The organism is Butyricimonas faecalis, assembly GCF_003991565.1.
GTDB classification, from domain to species: domain Bacteria; phylum Bacteroidota; class Bacteroidia; order Bacteroidales; family Marinifilaceae; genus Butyricimonas; species Butyricimonas faecalis.
The window spans coordinates 4,696,429-4,718,359 of record NZ_CP032819.1 but is presented as its reverse complement, the minus strand read 5'-3'; the positions used below and the strand labels follow the sequence as shown (position 1 = coordinate 4,718,359).

15 protein-coding genes, 1 tRNA gene and 1 pseudogene are annotated in these 21,931 nt (G+C 41.7%); 14 read left to right on the top strand and 3 right to left on the bottom strand.

Annotated elements, in window-relative coordinates:
* Positions 1-44 precede the first annotated feature (44 nt).
* Positions 45-117, top strand: a tRNA-OTHER gene (locus D8S85_RS20150).
* Positions 118-285: 168 nt separating this feature from the next.
* Positions 286-717: pseudogene (locus D8S85_RS20145) on the top strand (transposase); the annotation flags it as partial.
* 206 nt (positions 718-923) lie between these two features.
* On the opposite strand, the gene D8S85_RS20140 reads toward D8S85_RS20145, so the two are convergent.
* The 3 genes from D8S85_RS20140 to D8S85_RS20130 form a co-directional block, all read right to left on the bottom strand.
* Positions 924-1,763 carry an Nmad3 family putative nucleotide modification protein gene (locus D8S85_RS20140; protein WP_106624080.1) on the bottom strand — a complete coding sequence of 280 codons (840 nt, stop codon included), beginning with the start codon at positions 1,761-1,763 and terminating at the stop codon, positions 924-926.
* On the bottom strand, positions 1,760-2,380 hold the full coding sequence (locus D8S85_RS20135) for an Nmad2 family putative nucleotide modification protein (protein ID WP_106624079.1): 621 nt from the start codon (positions 2,378-2,380) through the stop codon (positions 1,760-1,762). The genes D8S85_RS20140 and D8S85_RS20135 overlap by 4 nt, the downstream gene beginning before the upstream one ends.
* Positions 2,381-2,605: 225 nt before the next feature.
* Positions 2,606-3,715: a DUF4236 domain-containing protein gene (locus tag D8S85_RS20130; RefSeq protein ID WP_127075631.1), complete on the bottom strand. Its 1,110-nt coding sequence runs from the start codon at positions 3,713-3,715 to the stop codon at positions 2,606-2,608.
* 285 nt (positions 3,716-4,000) lie between these two features.
* Here D8S85_RS20130 and D8S85_RS20125 point away from each other — a divergent pair, with 285 nt between their 5' ends.
* The 12 genes from D8S85_RS20125 to D8S85_RS20070 all read left to right on the top strand — a co-directional run bounded on the left by D8S85_RS20125 (position 4,001) and on the right by D8S85_RS20070 (position 21,900).
* Positions 4,001-5,299: a site-specific integrase gene (locus tag D8S85_RS20125; protein WP_127075629.1), complete on the top strand. Its 1,299-nt coding sequence runs from the start codon at positions 4,001-4,003 to the stop codon at positions 5,297-5,299.
* A 13-nt stretch (positions 5,300-5,312) separates the two neighbouring features.
* Positions 5,313-6,644 (top strand): site-specific integrase, encoded by a 1,332-nt coding sequence (locus D8S85_RS20120; protein ID WP_127075627.1) that lies wholly within the window; start codon positions 5,313-5,315, stop codon positions 6,642-6,644.
* 47 nt (positions 6,645-6,691) lie between these two features.
* Complete coding sequence (locus D8S85_RS20115; protein WP_127075625.1) at positions 6,692-7,840, top strand: DUF6043 family protein; 1,149 nt, start codon at positions 6,692-6,694, stop codon at positions 7,838-7,840.
* A gap of 215 nt (positions 7,841-8,055) precedes the next feature.
* Positions 8,056-8,409 (top strand): helix-turn-helix domain-containing protein, encoded by a 354-nt coding sequence (locus D8S85_RS20110; protein WP_004328966.1) that lies wholly within the window; start codon positions 8,056-8,058, stop codon positions 8,407-8,409.
* Positions 8,402-9,817, top strand: coding sequence for a DUF3987 domain-containing protein (locus tag D8S85_RS20105; protein ID WP_127075623.1), 1,416 nt, complete (start codon positions 8,402-8,404; stop codon positions 9,815-9,817). The genes D8S85_RS20110 and D8S85_RS20105 overlap by 8 nt, the downstream gene beginning before the upstream one ends.
* 134 nt (positions 9,818-9,951) lie before the next feature.
* Positions 9,952-11,007 (top strand): DUF6371 domain-containing protein, encoded by a 1,056-nt coding sequence (locus tag D8S85_RS20100; RefSeq protein WP_127075621.1) that lies wholly within the window; start codon positions 9,952-9,954, stop codon positions 11,005-11,007.
* Between the two features lie 150 nt (positions 11,008-11,157).
* Complete coding sequence (gene mobV / locus D8S85_RS20095) at positions 11,158-12,711, top strand: MobV family relaxase (protein WP_127075619.1); 1,554 nt, start codon at positions 11,158-11,160, stop codon at positions 12,709-12,711.
* A 78-nt stretch (positions 12,712-12,789) separates the two neighbouring features.
* Positions 12,790-12,999: a helix-turn-helix transcriptional regulator gene (locus D8S85_RS20090; RefSeq protein WP_127075617.1), complete on the top strand. Its 210-nt coding sequence runs from the start codon at positions 12,790-12,792 to the stop codon at positions 12,997-12,999.
* Complete coding sequence (locus D8S85_RS20085) at positions 13,000-14,298, top strand: DNA cytosine methyltransferase (protein WP_127075615.1); 1,299 nt, start codon at positions 13,000-13,002, stop codon at positions 14,296-14,298. It abuts the gene before it with no gap.
* Positions 14,299-14,308: 10 nt separating this feature from the next.
* Complete coding sequence (locus tag D8S85_RS20080) at positions 14,309-16,330, top strand: AAA family ATPase (RefSeq protein WP_240648758.1); 2,022 nt, start codon at positions 14,309-14,311, stop codon at positions 16,328-16,330.
* 2 nt (positions 16,331-16,332) lie between these two features.
* The gene (locus D8S85_RS20075; protein WP_127075613.1) at positions 16,333-18,576 is read left to right on the top strand and encodes an LlaJI family restriction endonuclease; all 2,244 of its coding nucleotides are present in this window, start codon (positions 16,333-16,335) and stop codon (positions 18,574-18,576) included.
* A gap of 24 nt (positions 18,577-18,600) precedes the next feature.
* Positions 18,601-21,900 (top strand): YobI family P-loop NTPase, encoded by a 3,300-nt coding sequence (locus D8S85_RS20070; protein WP_127075611.1) that lies wholly within the window; start codon positions 18,601-18,603, stop codon positions 21,898-21,900.
* Positions 21,901-21,931: the final 31 nt, after the last annotated feature.

The window sequence follows — 21,931 nt, the reverse complement described above, 5'->3', positions numbered from 1 at the left end:
CTTGTTTCATTCCAAAATTTTTTACTACATTTGCATCCGCATTTCGGGATGTAGCTCAGCCCGGTAGAGTCCACGTCTGGGGGCGTGTTGTCGCAGGTTCAAATCCTGTCATCCCGACTACTGAAAATCAAGAGGTTAGACCACAAATCTAACCTCTTTTTTATTGCGGCGATTAAACATTCATTAAACATTTCAGACAGCTTAATGCAAATAGATAGTGTACCAAAAAGTGTGTAAATCCCAAATTTTTTATTTTTGTGATGCAACTTTCAAAAATGAATATTTATGGAATTTACACATGAACAAATCTCGGAAATAATTTCAGAAATTACAAATGGCGAATCCGGTTTTCATGGACTAGTAAAACGCGGGTTAGAGAGTTTAATGCTCACCGAGCGAAGTCTTCATAACGAAACGTTATCAGACGTGAGTAACGGTTTTCGAGGCCGTAGAGTCTGTCATGGAGGTAAGGTCTTCGAGCTTCGGGTCCCGCGTAGTCGTAACAGTAATTTTTACCCGATGTTACTAGGCGTGTTGAAAGACCAGGAAGAAGAAGCGCAAAAGCTAGTGAGTAGCCTTTATTGTAGTGGTTTAACCACGGAACAAGTGGGTAAAATTTACGAACAGTTTTACGGCAAGCATTACAGTAAAAGTCAGGTAAGTCGTCTCTTGAACACGGCACGTGAAGATGTAAACGCCTGTATCCGCCGTTTGCTACCATGCGCATAGCTTCTATCGCAAGCATTTTTTCTTCGTCTGTTTTAGCATCCTCAAACGCCTTCATAGCCGATAAATAGTGGAAATAACTTCCATCATATACAAAATTTTCTTCCCTGTAAAAAAAACTGTCCATCAGATACATTGTCCTATATTTTTATGTTATACCGTAAATTTACAAAATAGAAAAAACATTTAACCTCTTTTTATCTCATCGTAAAGGCTATTGAATGCGGGGAATTCACTATTTCGGGAGATATTATATTCTTTATCCATTCTACCGCTCCATCATTTGCCTCGAACACGAACTCTTGCCCTTTCGAAGCGGCAACAAAACAATCCTCTTTCCAAGAGTTTTTATTGTAACTTATGGAAATACCTCGGAAAAAGTCCGGTAAATCCCACGTACTTCGTTTACACCCGCTTTTAGTGAGAACGAGGCGATTATCAAACTGGAAACATGCAGCTCCGGGTAATCCCGGACAAAGAGAAAGACGTTGACTAGCAGTAAAGATGACATTCGGGTTATTCCATCTGTCTGCTTTCACGTGTGGATGGTCTTTTAACCAAGCCGGAACATCTGCCATTCGGTTAATGATTCCCCCTACTTGGAAATACCCGTATATCACGTGCAAATCGGGAGCATTAGGCGTGTAAACGAGGCGATTGTCAATGTATTGCGTCTGCCTAAACCAACCAAAGAAAAGGAAAACATCACCAATACCCACGTTTTGATTTTGAAGATGTCGCAAGGCTGCCTTTTCTTGACCGAAGGAGGGAACCCTCTCCATGGGTCTTTCCTTAACCTCAGAACGAATGTCCGGGTCCAAGTGACAGGTATGATTTTCTTTTATAGAGGAACGTGGGCTTAACATTCGAATTATATCGTAATAAGATAGGTCTCCATGGTGGAGATCTTTGAATTTAACCTCTGGATCCATTTTAGAAGGTATTGGCAGGGATAATAATGTCCCATCCGATAATATCGGGCTCGGGATTTGACCGTATTGCGAATCAAATCCTTTTCTACTCAAAATGATTTTCATATCGTGTCTGTATATTTACATTGTTCAACGTGTTGTCTAACATAATCAATAAACTCGGAAGCGTCTTTTGTGATTGTCCCGTAACTTGTTTGTACTTTGGGAATATTGGGACGTATTTCGATGGGAATATCCAAGGGAGACAAGCAGCTAAAATAGTAAAACTCCTCGCATACAAGCACGTACATTCCTTTCAAATCTTTTATTTTCTTCTCCAATGTTTTATGGTGACTGTTTTCGTGTAAAATAAAGGAATTCGGGTCAAGGGGATTCGGCGTGTAACCGGGACGGGGTTCGTAAATGTTATCCCCGTGATAAGACTCCACGTGTGGGTCATCCAAATTATTGGGCCGTTTTTGCGGGTATTGTTCCCAGTATTCGGGATAAGTTAATTTCTTGGTAACTCTTGCAAGGTAAATTAGACGTTCTTCCCCCACGTTCGTGGAATTATTTCGTAATTTCTTGGAAGTCCAACCCGCAATCCAATTTCCCACTCCAGTATTACGGCGCAAGGCAGGTTTACAGGTCGCTAGTGTTAGCACTCCAAATAGCGGGTTAGGAGCGAAACGTGTGTCATGAGTCATTTTGTAACTGTAAAGTTTGTTCTCTTGTGTTTCCATGTTTTTAAATAAAAGATTAAATATTTCCGTCTGCAATCTTCAAAACAAGCCATTGAATCGCTTATTGGTACTCGTTTTGAAAATATTCTTGTAAGCGTCGTAATTTTATTATGTCATTCTGCTCGTATGCGATACTAATACCCTTTATGATACTTGTCATACTGGAAACTATCCTCACACGGGATTCTTGCAAGAAAATAACTGAACGTCTTCTATTTTACATCTTCAATTATTTAATGCTTCTCTATATATTCTATATGCATCAACAAATTTTTTCGTCTGTTCATTATTGCTACAGTTGTACTCTTCTTGAATTCCCTTTGAATTCGTAACAAATATTTCACCATAAGCGACAACAGGAATTTGATAATTATCTTTAAATCTCCTATCAGGAGTACCATTCTTATTTACCTTATTCCAAGTATATCGAAGAATTTTACTATCTTCAGGAACAGACTCTGTTTCAATAAATGACGTATTCCGATAAATTAGTTGTAAATCAGTATAATCTACAATTGCATATTTCTCTTGGGATGCATATACTACAAGAAAACTAGGATAAAAATACAAATCATGCCCATTTCTATTCTGAAGCCACAACACTTCGTATGCAGTCTTTATTTCTGGTAATGATTTAAAACCAAATTCAACATTAACCCTATTGATATGTGAACCTGCCGAAGTCCTTTGACTTATTCTTTCTGCTCTACTTAAATTTCTTGAACTAATAATATGCCAAATTCTTTGAGATTGAGATAGAACTTTAAAAGAAGAGATGAAATCTTGATATTTCATTAAGATTTCTGGTTCAAAATCAATGTCTAAATTGACATAACACGTTTTAAGCCGTTCTTCCAACTCTAAAACAGTTTGACGTTGCGTTTTCAAATCATTTTTTATCAATCCAATTTTATGTCTAACTATAGGATATAATGGATACATCAAAAAACAACACCACAAGTTACATCTAATTTTTTTCTTGATAGATTTTATATCTGACTGTATATCTAATCTTTGCGTTCTAGTTTGCTCAATTAATTCTTTCACTCCCTCCATGTTAGGACTACTGATCGTTAAAATATCCGAACTCACGATTGGGGTATAATCAAGCGACGCTTCATGTTCTATAAACTTATTCTGGAATTTCTCATTATCAGATATCTTAAATCTATTATAAATACCAGTCCCAGGAATTCCAATATTCGCATAGGTTCCTTTACTACCATAAGTAACACTCATTCCCCTACCCCCTATTGTTGTACTTACCCCACTTTTACTAAGATTCAAATATACTCCCGGTATTATTTTTAATCTCTTTCTATATCTCCAAGCCATATCCAAATCACTTTATAAACAAGAATCCCCAGTCCCACGGGATTTTACACAAAAAGAAAGCGTGGAACTGCAATATATGATATTCGAGATGTCGAATAAAGCCGAAAATGAAAAAAAGAGCTAAACAAGTGCAAATATAACCTCTAATATTCAATACTTTATGTGGTATCAGATTCGGGAATGACTTTTTAATTTGTCTTAATTCGTTGCAAGTTTCCTCGGGATATATGGGAACATATTCGGGAATTTATTTACCTTTGTCATGTAATCAAAAAGGCATAACAAATGAAAATTTCCGTCTATCTGAAAAAATGTTCCGCGACCACTTCAAACATCTGCTTCCGGGTACGGGAGAAGAACGTGGACATCAAAGTGGTTTCCCCCATTGCGGTCCATGACAAGTATTGGGATGCCGATACCTTATGTTACAGGCGAACGACTGCCGTGACGGCCATTGAACAGAAGCGGGTGCCCGAACAGATCGCCGCCATCATCGAGAGAGCGGAAAAGACCTTCTCGGAGAAGGCTGACGGCAAGTGGATGAAACAGGTCATCGAGGATGTCCTGCATCCAGCGCGGGCTTTCGAGCGTGATCACCCGAACCTGCTCCACCGCATCCACGAGTACCTGGAAAAATATGACGGCGCGGAAAGAACCAAGGAGCACATTGTCCGCTTCGAGCGAACGATGACCAGGTATCACGAGTACCGGCGTGAATTATTGGGCGATACTGACTTCACGCTCTTCGTTGAAACTGTCACCCTGGGGCAGATGAACGACTTCAGGGAGTACGTCGCCAACGAGTACCTGCTCCGCCAGGAGTATCCTGACTTTTACACTCCCCGTATGCTCATCAACCACAAGCCCAAGCCTCTATCCAACACGACCGTCATCAATACCATGAACCTTTTCTGCACGTTCCTGCACTGGTGCAAGAGAATGAAGTATTCCGACAACGAAGTCTATGCTGTCTATGGATGCAAGGAGCCGACATACGGCGACCCGTTCTATCTCACATCTGAAGAGAGGAATGTCCTGTACGACGCAGACCTGAGCGATTGCCCGAAACTGGCTGTCATCCGGGACATTTTCGTGTTCCACTGTTATGTCGGTTGCCGTGTCGGTGATCTCTACAGGATGACCAAGGAGAACATCAAGGACGGTTTTCTGGAGTATATGCCTCAAAAGACAAAGAAGTGTCAGGCGAAAACCGTCAGGGTCCCATTGCATGAAAAGGCGGTCAGAATACTGGAACGCTATAGCGGGAATACCGGCAAGCTGCTTCCGTTCAAGCCCATCAATACTTACAATCTAGGTATACGGGAACTGCTGAAACATTGTGGCATTGATCGCATGGTGACCATTCTTGACACGCACGGCTACAACACCGTGCAGAAGCCCTTGTACGAAGTGGCCAGCAGCCACACGGCACGCAAGACCTTTGTAGGCAACCTGTACCGGCAGGTGCCGGACCCCAACCTGATAGCCTCTATGTCAGGCCACGTAGAAGGCAGCAGGGCCTTCCGGCGTTACCGGACGATAGATGATGACATGAAACGAAAACTTGTAGAAATGATAAACTGAGGAGGATATATACATGAAAGTAACAGCATTTATCAGAAAAACATCGGCGAAAAACAACGTGACGGATCTTGCCCGGGTCTATTTCCGTGTCCGGGATATCGGTGGTGTGGACATAAAGGCCGCGAGCGAGCTGTCCATCAACCCGAACCATTGGAGTCCGGAGAGACAAGGCTACAAACCACGTGTGGCTCTTGTCTCGGAAGAGAAGAAGAACGCTTTCGACAGGGATATCCAGCAAATTACCCACCTGATCACCAGGGAATACAGCCGTGGAGTTGACGGGAACTGGCTCAAGGGACTGATAGAAGAATACCATCACCCCAACATCAATGCAAGGGGCGGCAACAAGGCAGAGGAATACCTGTTGTCATACCAGATACAAAAATATGTTGACGAGACCCCACTTGCGTTCGAGAGCCGGAAACATCATCTTGATAATCTCAACAAGGTACTCCGTTACGAGCGTTTTCGCCACGAGGTCATGCACCAGAGGGGCTTCCATCTTTGCATTGACTCCATCACGGCAGATGACATAAGGGATTTCAAATTCTGGCTGCAGGAGGAGCACAAGTATGTTGACATGTATCCCGTGTTTTACCAGAACGAGGTCCGCCGCAATGTCGAGCAGGTACGTTCCGAGAACAGCATGTCAGGAAGCCTGTACCGCATACGCACCGTCATCAAATGGTGCATCAAACGTGGCCTTACACGAAATAATCCTTTCGACCAGTACCAGATCGCGCAGCCCATGTACGGTGACCCGTTCTACCTGACGCTTGAAGAACGGGACAAGGTGTACTATGCCGACTTAAGCGGCATGGGTGCCAGCTATCCGGTCTATCGTGACATCTTCATGTTCCAGTGTCTGATCGGTTGCCGTGTCAGTGACCTGAACCGGCTGACCAAGGCGAATATCGTGGACGGTTGCGTTGAGTACATTCCCCAAAAGACCAAGTTGGAACATGCGTGCACGGTACGGGTCCCTCTTAATCAAAAGGCTTTGGATATACTGGAAAGGTACAAGGACCTGGAAGAAGCGCTGCTCCCGAGATTCTCGCATTTCGGCTACAACAAGAAAATAAAGGAGATTCTCAAATACGTGGAAATCGACCGCATGGTCAGGGTGCTCGACCCGAAGACGCGCGAGGATGTGGCACGACCATTGTACGAGGTGGCCACCACCCACACGGCGAGGAAGACTTTCATCGGGAACCTGTACAAGCAGGTCAAGGACCCGAACCTGATTGCCTCCATGTCCGGGCACTCTGAGGGTAGCCGTGCCTTTGCCCGGTACCGCAAGATAGACGATGAAATGAAGAAGGAGCTGGTAAGCCTTCTGGATTGACCGTTCCTTTTTTCCATCTATCCTTTTATATCCACCGATAATGCAATATGAATATGGACGAGCAGAAGTTGACATACGAACAATTCAAGGAGGATATTCTCCAGTGGAAGAACACGCACCGTGAAGAATACAACCGCTTCTCGCGCCTGATGACAAACGGTGACGAGAGGCAGTATCTTGCCATCTGCAAAGCCATATTCAGGCAGCTCCCCGGTATCAGGCGGGAATGGGAATTGTCCTGGAACGATGACAGCACGGATGGCCTTGCAAATATAAACATGCAGTTCGCGGAGAACGCGGTACCCGGGCAGATCGTGGAGCTGTACAGGAAACAGAGGGAGGAAAACAATCCTCTGCCCGACAACGTTCCGCCGGTCACATTCTGGGGCAGGATAAAATCCTTTTTTAGCGGCAAATCTTCCAAGCCGGGTGTCACCCTTTCGGCACCGCTCGTGTTGAGCTGGCTGTATTACGGAAAGAGCTTCGAGGCGATGGTCTCCATGATAGAGAAACAGATGAAGAACCCGAAAGCTGACAATGCAGACAGGCTGGGCTGTTCCCTTGTCGTCAAGCAGATAATAAACGTATCCATCAGGAACGGTTTCCGAACCCGGGCAGACTGGGACAGGTATTTTGCCATGAACAACGCCATTGAAAAAGGCCATGTCGGCGAATGGGCCTTGCAGACCATCACGGCTGACATGGAAACCGATGAAGAAAGCAGGGATACGATTACAACCCGGGCCGAAGACAGCGTCAGGGGGCCTGTTGTACAACGCGTGGCCGGAAAGAAAAAAATCCAGGAACGGCCACTCGCCGATTATCTTGATCACGAGAACAAGGAAGTTGTATTACATCATATCCGCGACTTTATTTCCGTCAATACAAGTGCCATTCATCAGGCATTACCGTTCTATGTATTGAAGGAGCTCGGTCTGGTTGCCGGTATGAATACAGCCAAGGAGTACAGCATGGGGATGACATTGCAGTTCACGGATTTGCCGTCATTGAAAAGCGAGAGCGCCATACGGCAGTCGGTCGGGTTCCTGAGAACGGCAAAACATGTAATCAAGGACGGCAAAGACCAGATGGCACCCCTGATAGAGAGTGACGAGAACCGGGAACTGTTCCAGAAATTGGCACAGGCTATCAGTAATATCCCAGGTACAGGCACGATGGCCATTGCAGAGAAATAAGGCCAATTATAACCTTTTCACGTTGTCACACGGATTTATATTGTCATGACAATTTAAGACAAATCATTATATATCAACCACTTTCAATTTACACATACATTTGCACCGTCAATCCTTTCCCGAGGGCTGGCGGTGCTTCTCTTTTATAAGCCATCGGAAGCGGGGCACCAGGGAACTTTTGAAGATGGTCATCACAAACTTCAAAACTGATATTTATGATTACCATAGAGAGTCTGGTCGAGCAAGGAGCGAACGTGAAACTGGAAGTTACTCCCGCTGACCTTAAAATGTTCGCTGAATCCATCGTGCAGCGTACCATCATGGCGCAACAGGAAGAACAGAGAGCCGCGATACTGCGTGAAGCGGAGGAGACTTATCTCAATACAAAACAGGTCCGTGAGTTGCTGAACGTGTGCGAGGGCACGCTCAACCTGTGGGCGAAACGAGGCTATCTCGTACCGGTCAAGGTCGGTAACAAGAACATGTATGCCAAATCTGATGTACGCCGGGTACAGACAGGCAACAAGTCAGAGAGTGTAACATCCTATTGCAAGAGAAAAAATGTGTGATATGGCAACCGGCAGGCTAGAACTGTGTAACAGAATCCGCATGGAGGCGGAGGATATTGAAAGAACGGGATTCCCGCTGGAGGTCCTGCCCCAGGCCGTGCAGTCTGTCATTCTCGATATGGCCACATACGAGAACTACAAGATCGAGTTTATCGCTACGGCCATGTTGTCGGCTGTATCCGCGGCCCTGGGAGGCGCATACCGTATCCGCATCAAAGGAGACTGGCAGAGCAGCGGAGCGTTGTACGTCATTCTGGTAGGCAGGCCCGGACTGGGCAAGACCCCACCGCTGGAGGCCGCATATCGCCCGATCCGGAAACGTGACTATGCCCTTTTCAAGGTGTACGAGACAGAAATGGAGGCATGGAAAGCCGCGGGAGAAAACGGGAAGAAACCTGTCCTGAAACACACTGTAGTCTCTGATTTCACTCCCGAGTCGCTTTTACTGACCCACCACAACAACCCGAGAAGCGTGGTCATTCTGGTGGACGAGATCATGGGCATGTTCAATTCCGCCAACCGTTACACGAACGGGCAGCTCATAGAACAGCTTCTGACTGCATGGAGTGGCGGGGCTTTGGATGTTACCAGGGTAAACTCCCCTGTTCCTGTACACATCGAGCATCCATGCATAAACATCATCGGAACCACGCAGACCAAGCGTGTACACGAGCTTCTGAAAAAGGGGTTCGAGGAAAACGGGCTGCTTGACCGTATCCTGTTCGTGATGCCCAAATCCCCCAAGCTTTCATCCTGGAAAAACCGGGACGACGATGGGGAAAGGACATCCCTCGCTGCAATCCGTTGGGAGAATATATTGAACAAGGTCCTTGCGTTGGACTATGACACCGAAGCGGAAGAAAAAATACCCCACGTGCTGTCCATGGACAGGGAGGCCAGGGAATACTTCTTCTCCTGGTGGAACAGGAAGGTGGAGCGTATCAACCGGATAGAGGATGATGCCGAGGTGGACAGCCGGGAAATGAAACATCCGGCCCATGTAGCCCGTCTAGCATTGATAATTCAGGTTTTGCGCCACGCGTCCGGTGAAAGTCACCTGCAGTTTATAGATGTATCATCGGTGAAAGCTGGCATACGGCTGAACGACTATTTTGAGGAATCATATACGCGTATCCGTTCTTTCGTGGCGAATGACGCCTGTGAAGACCCTCCCAAGGTGCTGCTGTCTATGTTGCCTGATACCTTTGATACAAAAACAGCAATAACCGTTGGAAAGGAACGGCAGTGCGTCAGCGAGCGGACTGTCATGAATTACCTGAAAGAGTTATGCCGCAGCAGGCTTCTCCGGAAATCAAAAGCCGGACATTACGAGAAAATCATGTATGATAAATCTGCTAAATCTAATGAAAGCAATGATGAATCATCCCCACGAAACTGCAACGGATGATCCCTTGTTGCAGCCTGCAGTCTTTGCAGTTTTGCAGTTTCGAGGACTGAAAAGGGGAAATTCCTGCAGGACTGCAAGAACTGCAAACTGCAAATGGTGGTATTCATTTGCAGAAACACATAACCGACAACATTATGAACGAATATAGATTCCATCTTCAAAAATACAAACCGGGCAGCAAGACCGTCTGTCCGGGGTGCGGAAGGAAGTTCTGCTTTACCCGTTATATCGACGAGGCGGGAGAGATTTCTTTCCCGGGATACGTGGGTAAATGCGACCACATCAACAGTTGTGGCTATCACTATTCCCCGAAAGAATACTTCCGGGACAATCCGTCAGCAAGGGAAACATCGGCTGGCCATAAAATGAACGGCAGTGAATTTGCGACAGTAAAGTATGTAGCAAAACAACCGCTAACAGAACAAGAACCGGAGATTTCTTATCTTCCCTGTGATTGGGTGGAGCAATCCATGCGCGGGTACGACATCAACCCTTTGTACCGTTACTTCACCAAAGTGGCGGGAAAGGAGGAAGCCGGCAGGTTGTTCCATGTTTACAAAGTCGGCACGTCAAGGATGTGGAACGGTTCGACCGTGTTCTGGCAGATAGATGTCAGGGGTAACGTGCGTGCAGGCAAGATTATGGGCTACGATGCCGTAACCGGACACCGGATTAAAGAGCCTTTCAGTCAAGTCAACTGGGTCCATTCTGTAAGAAAAGTGCCGGATTTCCACATGAAGCAGTGCCTGTTCGGTGAACATCTGCTTTCGGACACTTTCGCTGCCATGTCAGCCAAGCCTGTAGCCATTGTCGAAAGCGAGAAGACGGCACTGGTTGCCGCCCTGTTCATCCCTGATTTTGTATGGCTTGCCACCGGGGGAATGCACGGCTGTTTCAACCGCGAGGCCATGCAGGTATTGAAAGATCGTGAAGTGATCCTTTTCCCCGACCTCAAGGCAACCGACGAATGGCGGCAACGGCTGCCGATGCTGGAGGCCGTCTGCAGGCGTGTCACCTGTTCCGACCTGCTGGAAAAGATGGCGACCGATGAACAGCGTAGTCGGGGACTGGACATCGCCGACTTCCTGCTGATGGAAGATACGCCACAGATGATTCTCGCGAGGATGATACAACGCAATCCAGCGTTGCAGTTGCTTATTGATGAACTGGATCTAGAACTTATTGAATAGTAAAGGAACTTGTTCCGTGGATTTATAGAAAGTCCTTAACACAATAAGGACTTTTTGCCTGGCGGCAATAAAATCCGGTCATTGTCCCGCAGAGCGGAGTGGCACAAGAGCAAGCTCAAATATTAATCATTTATCAAAAGAATACCATATATGAATACAGATATTAAACAGGCCATGCATGTCGAAGCCGGGAAGTCATTCGGCACAGCAGAGGCGAATGAAAACGAAAGGCATTGGAATGACGACAAGATTGACAGAAAGAATCAGGATCCGACCAATCACTATGACAAGACCCGAATGAAACTGAATTTCGAGATTGGGCCCGATGGGAAAGTTCATCCGTTAGGCTATCAGGAGAAATCGCTTGAAGTCCGTTTGCAGGAGCGGTTGACTGAGCTGGGCTGGAAGCCTTTCAAGCCGGACAGCAAAATTCAACCGAACTGTTGTGCGAAATTTATCTTCGGAGGCAATCATGACCGTACAATTGAGATGGCATTTGGAACCCAAACCGTAAATCTGGATAAGGGTGCAGACAACAGCCATCTCCAGCGATGTCCGGAAATCGAACAATGGGCAAAAGATGTCTATGACTGGTGCGCCAAACGGTACGGACAGAAAAACATCATCGGTTTTCAGGTTCATCTTGATGAGAGCAGCCCGCATATCCATGCCTTGATCGTTCCTGTCGGACAGCGAGCCAAAAGCGGACGCGAATGCGTCATGTGGTCGGCTAAGTTTGGCAAGAGCCGTTATGGGTATGGCCATATTCTCCGGGAAATGCACACCTCACTATATGAAGAGGTAGGGAGCAAGTATGGGTTGGAACGTGGTGACAGTATTGAAGGCAGGAACGTCAGCCATCTTAGTAAACGCGATTATATCCGGAAACTGTCCAAAGATGCGAAACAGGCGGAGAAAGCAGTCAAGGGGCTGCAGACTATGACACGGAGGTTGGAAGCACAGATATTCAGATCTCAATCCCAACTTGAAGAAATAGAGAAGTCTCTGGCTTCCGGTAAAATCGCTCTTCAAGAATATGAAATTCAAAAGACCAGGATACAAAAACAGATTTCCGAATGCCAGTCAAAACTTGAAGACAAGGCATGTAAGCTTCAAGAAAAGGAACAGGAATTGGAACAGATGGCAAAGAATATAGACCGTGTCGGTAGAGTGGCGCAACCTTTCCGCAATCACAAGATAGATTTTGAGCCGCCACGAATCACTGGTAAACCTCCGATATTCGGTGTTGACAAATGGATTGAGGAGCAGAACAGGTCTATCGCCAGCCGATTCGTGAAGATTGTCCGTCAGATTGAAGAATTGTATCGGAAAGATGCCGAACAGCAAATACAGGCGGTGCAGAATAATGTGTTGCTGGACTATCGGGAGTTTAAATGGCTACAACAGGAGTATGCACGACTGACGGATCTCAACAATAATCAGATTGAACAGATGCAGACATTTCTTGACCAGCTGGCTGAGCCTTCTGTGCGGGAACGGATCTTTTCTATCGCTGATGCTTTGATTGGCGGACAGCCTGTCGCTGTTCCATCCGGCGGTGGCGGTGGCAACGCCGACTCCGACCTTCGCTGGGACGGGAAAAGGCCGGATGAGGAGGAAGAGGCGTATAGGAGGAGGTGTCTTATGTTTGCGATAAATGTTGTAAAAAGACAGAGTGGAAGGAAAAGTTATAGAAGAAGGTAAGATGAATCAATCCACTGTTTACTTGATTCTTTCTACATTTATGTTTATTTTTGCACATAAATGTAGAAAGATTTTTCTATGGAAAAGAAGGTGTATAAAAATAGGATTAGGGTTGTATTGGCTGAAAAGATGATCACAAATACATATTTGGCCGAACAACTTGGGGTATCAAAGATGACAATAAGTCGGTGGTGTACTAATGCTACACAACCTAGTGCACCACAGTTGATTGAAATTTCAAGGGTGCTGCAGTGTGATTTAAAGGACTTGTATGAAAAGGTAGAGTAAATGGCAACAGTAAAAAAAGATATTACAGAAGTTTCTGATAAAATTACTAAGGTAAAGAAAATTGTAAAGAAACGAGCAGAACAACTCAAAGAAAAAGAGTTGTTACAAACTCCTATATCAGAAGGGATATCCTGGAGGGATTTGAATTTTTCTCATCCGGAAAGAACTATACGTATAGGTACTGTTTTCAGCGGTATTGGCGCAATTGAACATGCTTTTCAAAGGTTAGGGCTAAAACATCAAATAATGTTTGCCGGTGATATCGAACCTAAATGTAAGCAAAGTTATTTCGCTAATTATTCCATTAAAGAAGAAGATTGGTTTGATGATATTCGAAACTTCGATGCTACCAAATATTTACATCAAGTAGATTTCGTCATTGGGGGGGCACCATGTCAGGCATTCTCTATGGTCGGTCACAGATTAGGCTTTGAGGATGCTCGGGGTACTTTATTTTATGAATTTGCAAGAGTAGTAAAGGAAACCCAGCCTAAAGTTTTTCTTTTTGAGAATGTACGAGGTTTATTGAATCATGACAAAGGCCGCACATGGCAAATTATTCATGATATCTTTGAAGAACTGGGGTATGATGTAAAATTCCATGTTTTAAATAGCTGTGATTATGGTATTCCGCAGCATAGAGAACGAGTGTATTGTTTGGGCTTTAGAGAGAAAACAAACTTTGAATATCCTGCACCAGTACCACTGGAATACATAATGTATGACTTTTTGGAAGATTATATCGACACAAAATATTTTTTGAAAGAGAAAGGGGTCAAATTTGTAACCAGCCACAAAAACAGAGATAAAAGTTATACACAGATCAATGGTGATATACAATTATGTCAAAAGCGTAATCAACAGTTTAATTGGCATGGTGACTTCGTGTTCCATCCTGATTCTGAGTTAACACCAACAGATGAAGCATTTGATGAATTTGTTTTTGATGTAAAGGATGTAGAAGAGAAATATTATCTTTCTGAAAAAGTTGCCAAATATGTACTTGCTGGAGGAACTAAGAATTTCAAAACTTCAACAAAAACAGACTTGGATATTGCCCGCCCTTTATTACAGTCTATGCATAAAATGCATAGGGCTGGTGTTGATAACTATGTTACACATAAAGGAAGAATAAGAAAACTTACGCCACGTGAATGTTTACGTTTAATGGGATTTAAAGATTCTTTCAAAATAGTGGTTTCAGATACTGCTATGTATCAACAGGCTGGTAACAGCATTGTTGTAGATGTGTTAATCGCTTTACTAAAGCAAATGGATATTACGAAATACGGAATTTAATTTTTTCAATATGGCAGACCCAATTTGTAGATGGCGTAATACGTCGATTAAACAAGTTTCTGAATTTACCCAAGTTCTACCACATTGCCCTATGCGCAAAGATGCCGCTCGTGCTTTCGTTGAAAAACAATGGCATGAATGGGATGGCGGAAATGATTTTTTCAGAACACCTTATCAGTTGGCAGCTCAACTTGGCCTATATTATGAGGATGATACGATGTTTTATCCTCGCTTTGATCATATACTTTCCATTGATGAGGCTCGCCGATACATCGAGGGTTGGATACGTCGTTATTACATTCCCAATCCCTATACAGGAAGTATTCATTATGATGGACAACCTATTGTTTTGAATTCTCAACTCTACCAAGCAGCATTATCTGGCGAATCTAAATTAGATGAATTTTTTCGTTCACATCTGAATATCGACCTCGGCAACAAAGATATTCTAACTAATATTCTGAATAATTTCTCAGATATAAAAGTAGAGAATGGAAGATTTAGTATAAAAAAAGAAGCCATTGTTGGAGTCTTGATTTCTCAAAATAAATCAGATGACAAAAAAGCTTTTTTTGATACTTTTAATGATATTCAAATAGGTGAACTCAAAGTCAATTCAGCCGACAATTTATCACGCCAAATAATATATTATGGCGCTCCAGGAACAGGAAAGTCTCACAAAATAAAGAAACAATTAGACGGTATATCAAAAGAAAATATTTTTAGGACTACATTCCACCCCGACAGCGACTACTCCACATTTGTAGGTGCTTATAAACCAACAATGAAGAAGCAGTATCGCTATGAAGGTAAGGTTAAGGCCTCCTATTATGAAGATGATGATCTTGCTAATGCAAAAAAAGGAGACCCGGTAGTCGAGAAGGCGATTGAATACAATTTCATTCCTCAAGTTTTTTTGAATGCGTATATTCGTGCTTACAAGACAGATGAAAATGTATATTTGATAATTGAGGAAATCAACAGGGGAAACTGTGCGCAGATTTTTGGAGACCTATTCCAGCTTCTTGATAGGGACGAAAATGGCAAATCTGAATATACAATCAAAGCTGATGCGGATTTAAGGACTTTCTTGGAAGACAACCTTGGCTGTGATAATCCTGGAATAAAAGATGGCGAGCTATGTTTACCATCGAATCTTTATATCTATGCTACAATGAATACGTCCGATCAGTCTCTGTTTCCAATAGACAGTGCATTCAAGAGACGTTGGGATTGGGAGTATGAGCCGATAAAGAACAAGAATACGGACTGGGTGATTGATATTGACGGCTTGAAATATAGATGGAGTGATTTCCAAAAAGAGGTCAATGCACGTATCTTAAATAACACTGGCTCAGAAGACAAGATGCTGGGCGATTATTTCGTTAATCCACCTGCGAAGATCATATCCTATAACTTATTTAGGAACAAAATATTATTCTATCTGTGGAATGATGTATGCAAAGATGGTGATGCAGACATATTTCCTACAGATGCTGATTTCTCTTTTTCAAAGTTATACAATGAAGACAGTAAGCAACTCATTGTTTCAATAATGGAGAAGCTGCATTTGGAGCCTATTGACGGGACAGTCTCAGAAAATAAAGAAGATGGAAGTGACATTTCAGAAGACAATGACAGTAATTCCTCTTCTGTTAGGTATTCTATAAATGGAGAAGAAACAGACGAAAAAGGTAAGACTTGGGGAAAAGGTGCATTGGTAAAGCGCGCTGTTGAAATATTCTGTCAGAATAACCCAGATTTATCTGCAAAAGATATCCGTGATAGGTGGATAAGTGTAGGCTTCAAAATACCTCATATAGTAGAAACAGAAGATGATAAGAAGAAACGCCTAAATGGTTCTGTAGATAAGACAGGAAGAGAACGGTGCAAGCCAATTAAATTGACGAATGAAGAGTTTGTATATGTTTCTACTGAAGTTGGAAGTGATAAAGTATACAATAACTTTGAAGACTTCCTTTCTAGAATCAAATCAAGACCAGAATGGGGAATTGAAATTAAAGAATTATAATTATGCTACTGTTCATAGAAGGATACCCGTATAGTTTGAATGGTATGGTCAGGGATAACCTTACCGTCAGAGATGTGCTCAAAGATGTAGTGTCCGTCCCTGTAAAGGAAGAAAGATATGCCTTTGAGTACGTAGGGTATTGCTATAGCAAAGTGGCAAAAGATGTAATTTTCTTTCTGCCCAAAGTGGTGCTGACTGGAGAGCAGATTGAAGAAAACGGTGACGATACAATATTCGGTGCGTCCCCGCAGGAAATCATTGATTTTGAATCAGATAAAATAAAGTCCAAGTTCACAGAAGAAGGATGTAAGGAATACAAGGAGTTTCTTTCCACGCTTTCGATATGGGTTTACAGGGCTATCAGTGTTTATAAACAGACACACAATGCTAATATACTTGAAAGTAAAGAATACCAGACAGAAAGCAGAGGCCGGAAACAGAAGCACAATACTTTGCTTGATGTAATAATCGCACTCCGTGACTTCAATCGGGACAATCAGGATTATTTTACCTTCATTGTTAAAAATGTACATTCCGGTTATAACAGGATTAACTGGACCAAGACTATAACGTCATCGCATGCCTTTATACAAAGCGATACTCCAGTCTATATTGAACCTGTCAACAAAAAGAAGATGGTCAATTTTGACGAGGAACTGCTTGTCATCTACTTCTCGATATTGAACTACATACGTGAAACGCATGGCTTTTCTTTTGAAATCAATATTCATTATCATTTGATAAATCCCGACAAACTGAGACGGACCTATATCAAGAAAAATATGGGATGCAGACGACTGAAACAGATCAAGTACAAGTATTTTTCTGATAAAGCTCTGCGAATATGGGATTTGTGTTATGCCTTCTTTGACAGAGAGTATAAAATTGCGATGAATAGGCAGGCGGAAGACTTTTTGCTTGCGAAAAACTTCGAGCATATTTTCGAAGTGATGATTGATACCCTTATCGGCGGTAACGACAAACAGAACTTGCCTAAGGAACTTACCGAACAGAAAGACGGGAAACTTGTTGATCACATGTTCATCGGACAGGGACTTATCGAGCAGTCCGATATACAGTCAGAACTGACTTATTATATCGGAGACAGCAAATATTACAAGCGTTCCAAGAATGACCGGACCCAGCTTGGCGACAAGTCCATTTACAAACAATACACATACGCTAGAAATGTCATCCAATGGAATATGAATCTTTTTCTTGATGGTGACAGTAATGGAGAACAGCCACAACTGAGGGATACGCTGACAGAAGGATATAATCCGATACCTAATTTTTTCATTAGCGCTCGAATTCCCAACAGGCAGAAAGGAGGTTCAAAATTCCTTTCTTTTGATGATAGAGAGCTGAAAACACAAGAAGGCAGCGTCCAATTGAACCGTCAGTTTGAAAATCGTCTGTTTGACCGTGATACACTTTTGCTATGCCATTATGATGTAAATTTTCTATACATAGTTTCATTGTATGGTAGAGACAATAAAAATGCTCAAAGCGCATGGCGAGAATATGTCCGTAAAGAATTCAGAAATAGAATTCAGAGTACTTTAAACCAGTTATATACCTTTAGAACTATCCAGCCTCGTGAGGGAATGGATTGTTATCAGTTCATTTCAGACAATTTCCAGCGTTTGAATGGCAAGCTTTATCGTCCAAAAACAGACGGTAACTATTTGGTTCTTGCCCTAATGAAAGAAGAAGAAACCGATATGTGGGAAGTTCTTCATGTTAAACCGGAAACAATAAGGAATGAGGTAGATAAAAATAAAGAATTGTTGGACAGCTTGCAAACTCATTTCTATGTCAGCAAGCCTTTCATGCTTGATACGGAACTTCATGTCGAAGATATCGAAAATGTGGGTACACTGAATAAGTTGCCAAAACCGGAATTTAAGGATATTATGACAGGCTTAGTGCGAAAAACAGATACGGATTATGCGGACTTTTACAACCATACTGCAAAAAACTATACAATGGAAAGAATACCAACTTCTATCAATGTGATGGATATCAGATGTTTTTTACCGATGGTCGGTGGAGACATTGACGGTTATTATAAAGTGGAGAAAGTATATTTTGGTACAAAGAACGGCAAACCATGCCTGAAACTAAATTTGTCCTCTTTTATTTCATTGGGCAAAGCGAAGGTTCCCATATATCGTATTAAAATGCAGCCGGGAGAATTGATTTCCAAGGAATTAATGGTAAAATTATATGAACGGAGAATTTAACTTATTTGATACGATAGAACGGATATGGCAATAGATACTTTACTTCCCAAGAAGCTGGAAAAATCAGATGCTTCATATAAATCCGTCATTGAGTTAAATGAAGCTCTATCTTCAGCGGAAAAAGAGCACATAAGAAACATTGCTCTTACTGGTCCTTTTGGATCCGGCAAGAGTTCTGTACTTATTACTCTGAGGGAAGATTTTGCCAAAGAGTATAAGTTTCTGCCTATTTCTCTTGCAACTTTGCAGGCAAATGAAGAGGACAACAATATCAGTGATTCAGGTGGAGAATCAAATGAAGAAGAAAGAGAAAGAGAGAAACGGATAGAGAATCTGAATCGTAAAATAGAATACAGCATTCTTCAGCAACTTATCTATAGAGAAAAAACTAAAACGGTGCCGAATTCCCGTTTTAGAAAAATTGTACATTTATCGAAATGGGAACTGGTAAAATATCCAGTTGCCTTTGTATTGACGCTTCTATGCATTCTCATTGTGTTTGAGCCTTCTTTTGCCAAGGTTGATTCTATCTATGATTTCTTTAGCTGGGGAAACACATGGAATACAGTTTTTGATTTTGCTGCTTCCTTATGGATTTTGTTTGCATTATATAAGATTGCCCGTTATGTTTTCAAATCATATAGTAATTCTAAGCTGAACAAATTGAACCTGAAAGATGGAGAAATAGAGGTTATAGAAAACAATTCTATATTCAACAAACATCTTGATGAAATCCTGTATTTCTTCCAAGTGACAGATTATAATGTTGTAATTATCGAAGATCTAGACAGATTCGGGACACCGAATATATTTTTGAAACTTCGCGAACTGAATCAGCTTATCAATGAATCAAAGATAGTAGGCAGGCATATTACGTTTATCTATGCGATTAAAGATGACATCTTTAAGGATGAAGAAAGAACGAAGTTCTTTGATTTCATAACAACTGTAATACCTATAATCAATCCGTCCAATTCAAAGGACAAACTTAAATCTGCACTTGAGAAAAAAGGATGTGGAGACGATGGTATCAGTGACGATGATTTGTCGGAGATGGCATTTTTCATTCAGGATATGCGTATTCTGACCAATATTGTAAATGAGTACAAACAATATCGGGATAAGCTGTGTGAGGCTAATAATTATCGGCTCAATAAAACAAAATTGCTGGGGATGATAGTATACAAGAACTATTACCCACAGGATTTTGCATCGTTGCATCATAGGGAAGGTAAGGTTTACCGGTGTATCAGCAGCAAGCCTAAGTTCATCCCTCTTGCATTGAAAACTATTGAAAAATCTGAAGAGGAATTGTCTAGAAAAGAGCAGATTTTCAAGCAGAACGAGAATTTAGGTAAGGCTGATTTGAGGCGGCTGTTTTTATTTAATCTTTGGCATAGACTGTCAAATAGGCCATTATCAGTGCGTATTGAAAATAATTATTATTCTTTAGAACAAACTGCCACCAGTGAAATGTTGTTTTCTAAGTTGATAGAAGAAAAAGAAATAACATATCAATATCGCTATTATTATGATAATACAACTACAGAATCAAAGACAATTGATTTTAAACAAATAGATAATGAAGTCAATTATTCCAAACGAATAGATTTGTTAGAGAAAGGCGCTAAATACTTCCTAAAAGAGCATAGACATATCCAACAGGAAAAAATCAAAGTGAAGTCATTGAGATTAAAAGACTTGATAAAGAAGTATAAGTTAGGAGAAACAGAGGAGTTTAAGAGTTTGGGATTGTCCCCTATGATGAATGTATTTATACGTAGAGGCTATTTGGATGAAGATTATTATGATTACATATCATATTTCTATGAAGGTATGGTTTCGTTGGCTGACAGAGAGCTTCTGCTGTCAATGAAGATTGAAGAATGTAAGCCCTACGAATATCATATAGACAAGATCGAGAATTTTGTTAAAGAATTGAAAGATTATATGTTCGAGAGCGATGCCATTCTTAATATAGATTTATTGGATTATCTTGCTTCACATGGTATCTACGGTGAAATGTTTGAGCATATGATGATTCGTTTGGAATGTGATAATGCTCCGTTACAATTCCTGTCCCAATATTATTCTGAAGGTAAGCAGCAGTATGAAGTATTTAAGCATTTTATTGAATATATAAATTCCTGGAATAACATTATAAATTGGAGGAATGATGCAGAAAAGGAAAATCTTATTGAGGCTTATCTGAAATTTTGTCCGAAATTGAGTCAAGAGCAACAAGGATGGCTTAATGGAAATTTCAGGTTCCTTGTCGAACATTGTGATAATATTACATTGGAGCAGTCGCTTAAACTGGCTTCTACCAGTTGTTTTGTAAATCTGTGCGATGGTTCAGACGATTTGCTGGATTATGTAATTGAACATAATTGTTACGAAATCACTCTTGAGAATATGCTTCTTATTACAAGGCATCTTCATACAGACGATAAGACCATATCTGCCGACAATCTTAATTTTACGCGAATTAAAGCAACAGATAACAAATCATTTGTCGGTTATGTAAGGGGAAATATATCTGCGGCAGTCCAATGTTTTAAAGATGATAACAAGGACGAAAGTTCCGAAACTTTAATGTTCTTGTTGACCAACGAACATATTCCATCTGATGTCAAGGCCACATACTTGACGGGACAGCATAACCATATAGATAGTTTTGTGGGGATAGAAGACGAGAAAATGTATGATATAGCTGTCGAATCTAAAATAATATCACCGACATGGAACAATGTATCATACTATTACGATTACAATAAAGGAATTAATGAATGGCTAAAATCGTATATAAATTATTACACTACAGAACTTTCTAGTGAAACTTATCCAAACAATTTAAGCAATAAAGGGGAACTATATGTGTCTTTATTTGGCTGTAAAATGTTAGAAATAGATAATTATAGGAAGCTATTAAGATCTTTCAGTGATAGTTTCTCGGATGTTGACAAGTTAAATAATGTAGGGCAAGACAGGTTGTTGATTCTTGTTGAGAATGGGCGGATTTCATGCAGTGCAGATGCATTTGCGTCGCTTCTTGTCAATATTTCTAAAAATGAATCCTTAAAGCTGGAATTGGTTGTTTATGTGATTACTGCAGGATTTGATAACCATAGTATAATAGCACATTTAGTTTCTTCTATAGATGGAGATTATCATGAAGTATGTAATCAAGATAAGAGAGTCAAATTATCGGATAATACACTGAACAGAAGGTTATTGGATGTATTGAAAAATGTTGGATTTATCTCATCCTATAAGGTTGATAAAGATAAATTGCAAATATATCATAAGATGAAAAATAATTGAATTGTTTGATAAGCTAATATTTGGAAAAATA

Excerpts from the sequence above, each read along its gene's own strand:
- D8S85_RS20140 (WP_106624080.1), bottom strand. The coding sequence starts at position 1,763 with ATGAAAATCATTTTGAGTAGAAAAGGATTTGATTCGCAATACGGTCAA.
- D8S85_RS20135 (WP_106624079.1), bottom strand. The coding sequence starts at position 2,380 with ATGGAAACACAAGAGAACAAACTTTACAGTTACAAAATGACTCATGAC.
- D8S85_RS20130 (WP_127075631.1), bottom strand. The coding sequence starts at position 3,715 with ATGGCTTGGAGATATAGAAAGAGATTAAAAATAATACCGGGAGTATAT.
- D8S85_RS20125 (WP_127075629.1), top strand. The coding sequence starts at position 4,001 with ATGAAAATTTCCGTCTATCTGAAAAAATGTTCCGCGACCACTTCAAAC.
- D8S85_RS20120 (WP_127075627.1), top strand. The coding sequence starts at position 5,313 with ATGAAAGTAACAGCATTTATCAGAAAAACATCGGCGAAAAACAACGTG.
- D8S85_RS20115 (WP_127075625.1), top strand. The coding sequence starts at position 6,692 with ATGAATATGGACGAGCAGAAGTTGACATACGAACAATTCAAGGAGGAT.
- D8S85_RS20110 (WP_004328966.1), top strand. The coding sequence starts at position 8,056 with ATGATTACCATAGAGAGTCTGGTCGAGCAAGGAGCGAACGTGAAACTG.
- D8S85_RS20105 (WP_127075623.1), top strand. The coding sequence starts at position 8,402 with ATGTGTGATATGGCAACCGGCAGGCTAGAACTGTGTAACAGAATCCGC.
- D8S85_RS20100 (WP_127075621.1), top strand. The coding sequence starts at position 9,952 with ATGAACGAATATAGATTCCATCTTCAAAAATACAAACCGGGCAGCAAG.
- mobV (WP_127075619.1), top strand. The coding sequence starts at position 11,158 with ATGAATACAGATATTAAACAGGCCATGCATGTCGAAGCCGGGAAGTCA.
- D8S85_RS20090 (WP_127075617.1), top strand. The coding sequence starts at position 12,790 with ATGGAAAAGAAGGTGTATAAAAATAGGATTAGGGTTGTATTGGCTGAA.
- D8S85_RS20085 (WP_127075615.1), top strand. The coding sequence starts at position 13,000 with ATGGCAACAGTAAAAAAAGATATTACAGAAGTTTCTGATAAAATTACT.
- D8S85_RS20080 (WP_240648758.1), top strand. The coding sequence starts at position 14,309 with ATGGCAGACCCAATTTGTAGATGGCGTAATACGTCGATTAAACAAGTT.
- D8S85_RS20075 (WP_127075613.1), top strand. The coding sequence starts at position 16,333 with ATGCTACTGTTCATAGAAGGATACCCGTATAGTTTGAATGGTATGGTC.
- D8S85_RS20070 (WP_127075611.1), top strand. The coding sequence starts at position 18,601 with ATGGCAATAGATACTTTACTTCCCAAGAAGCTGGAAAAATCAGATGCT.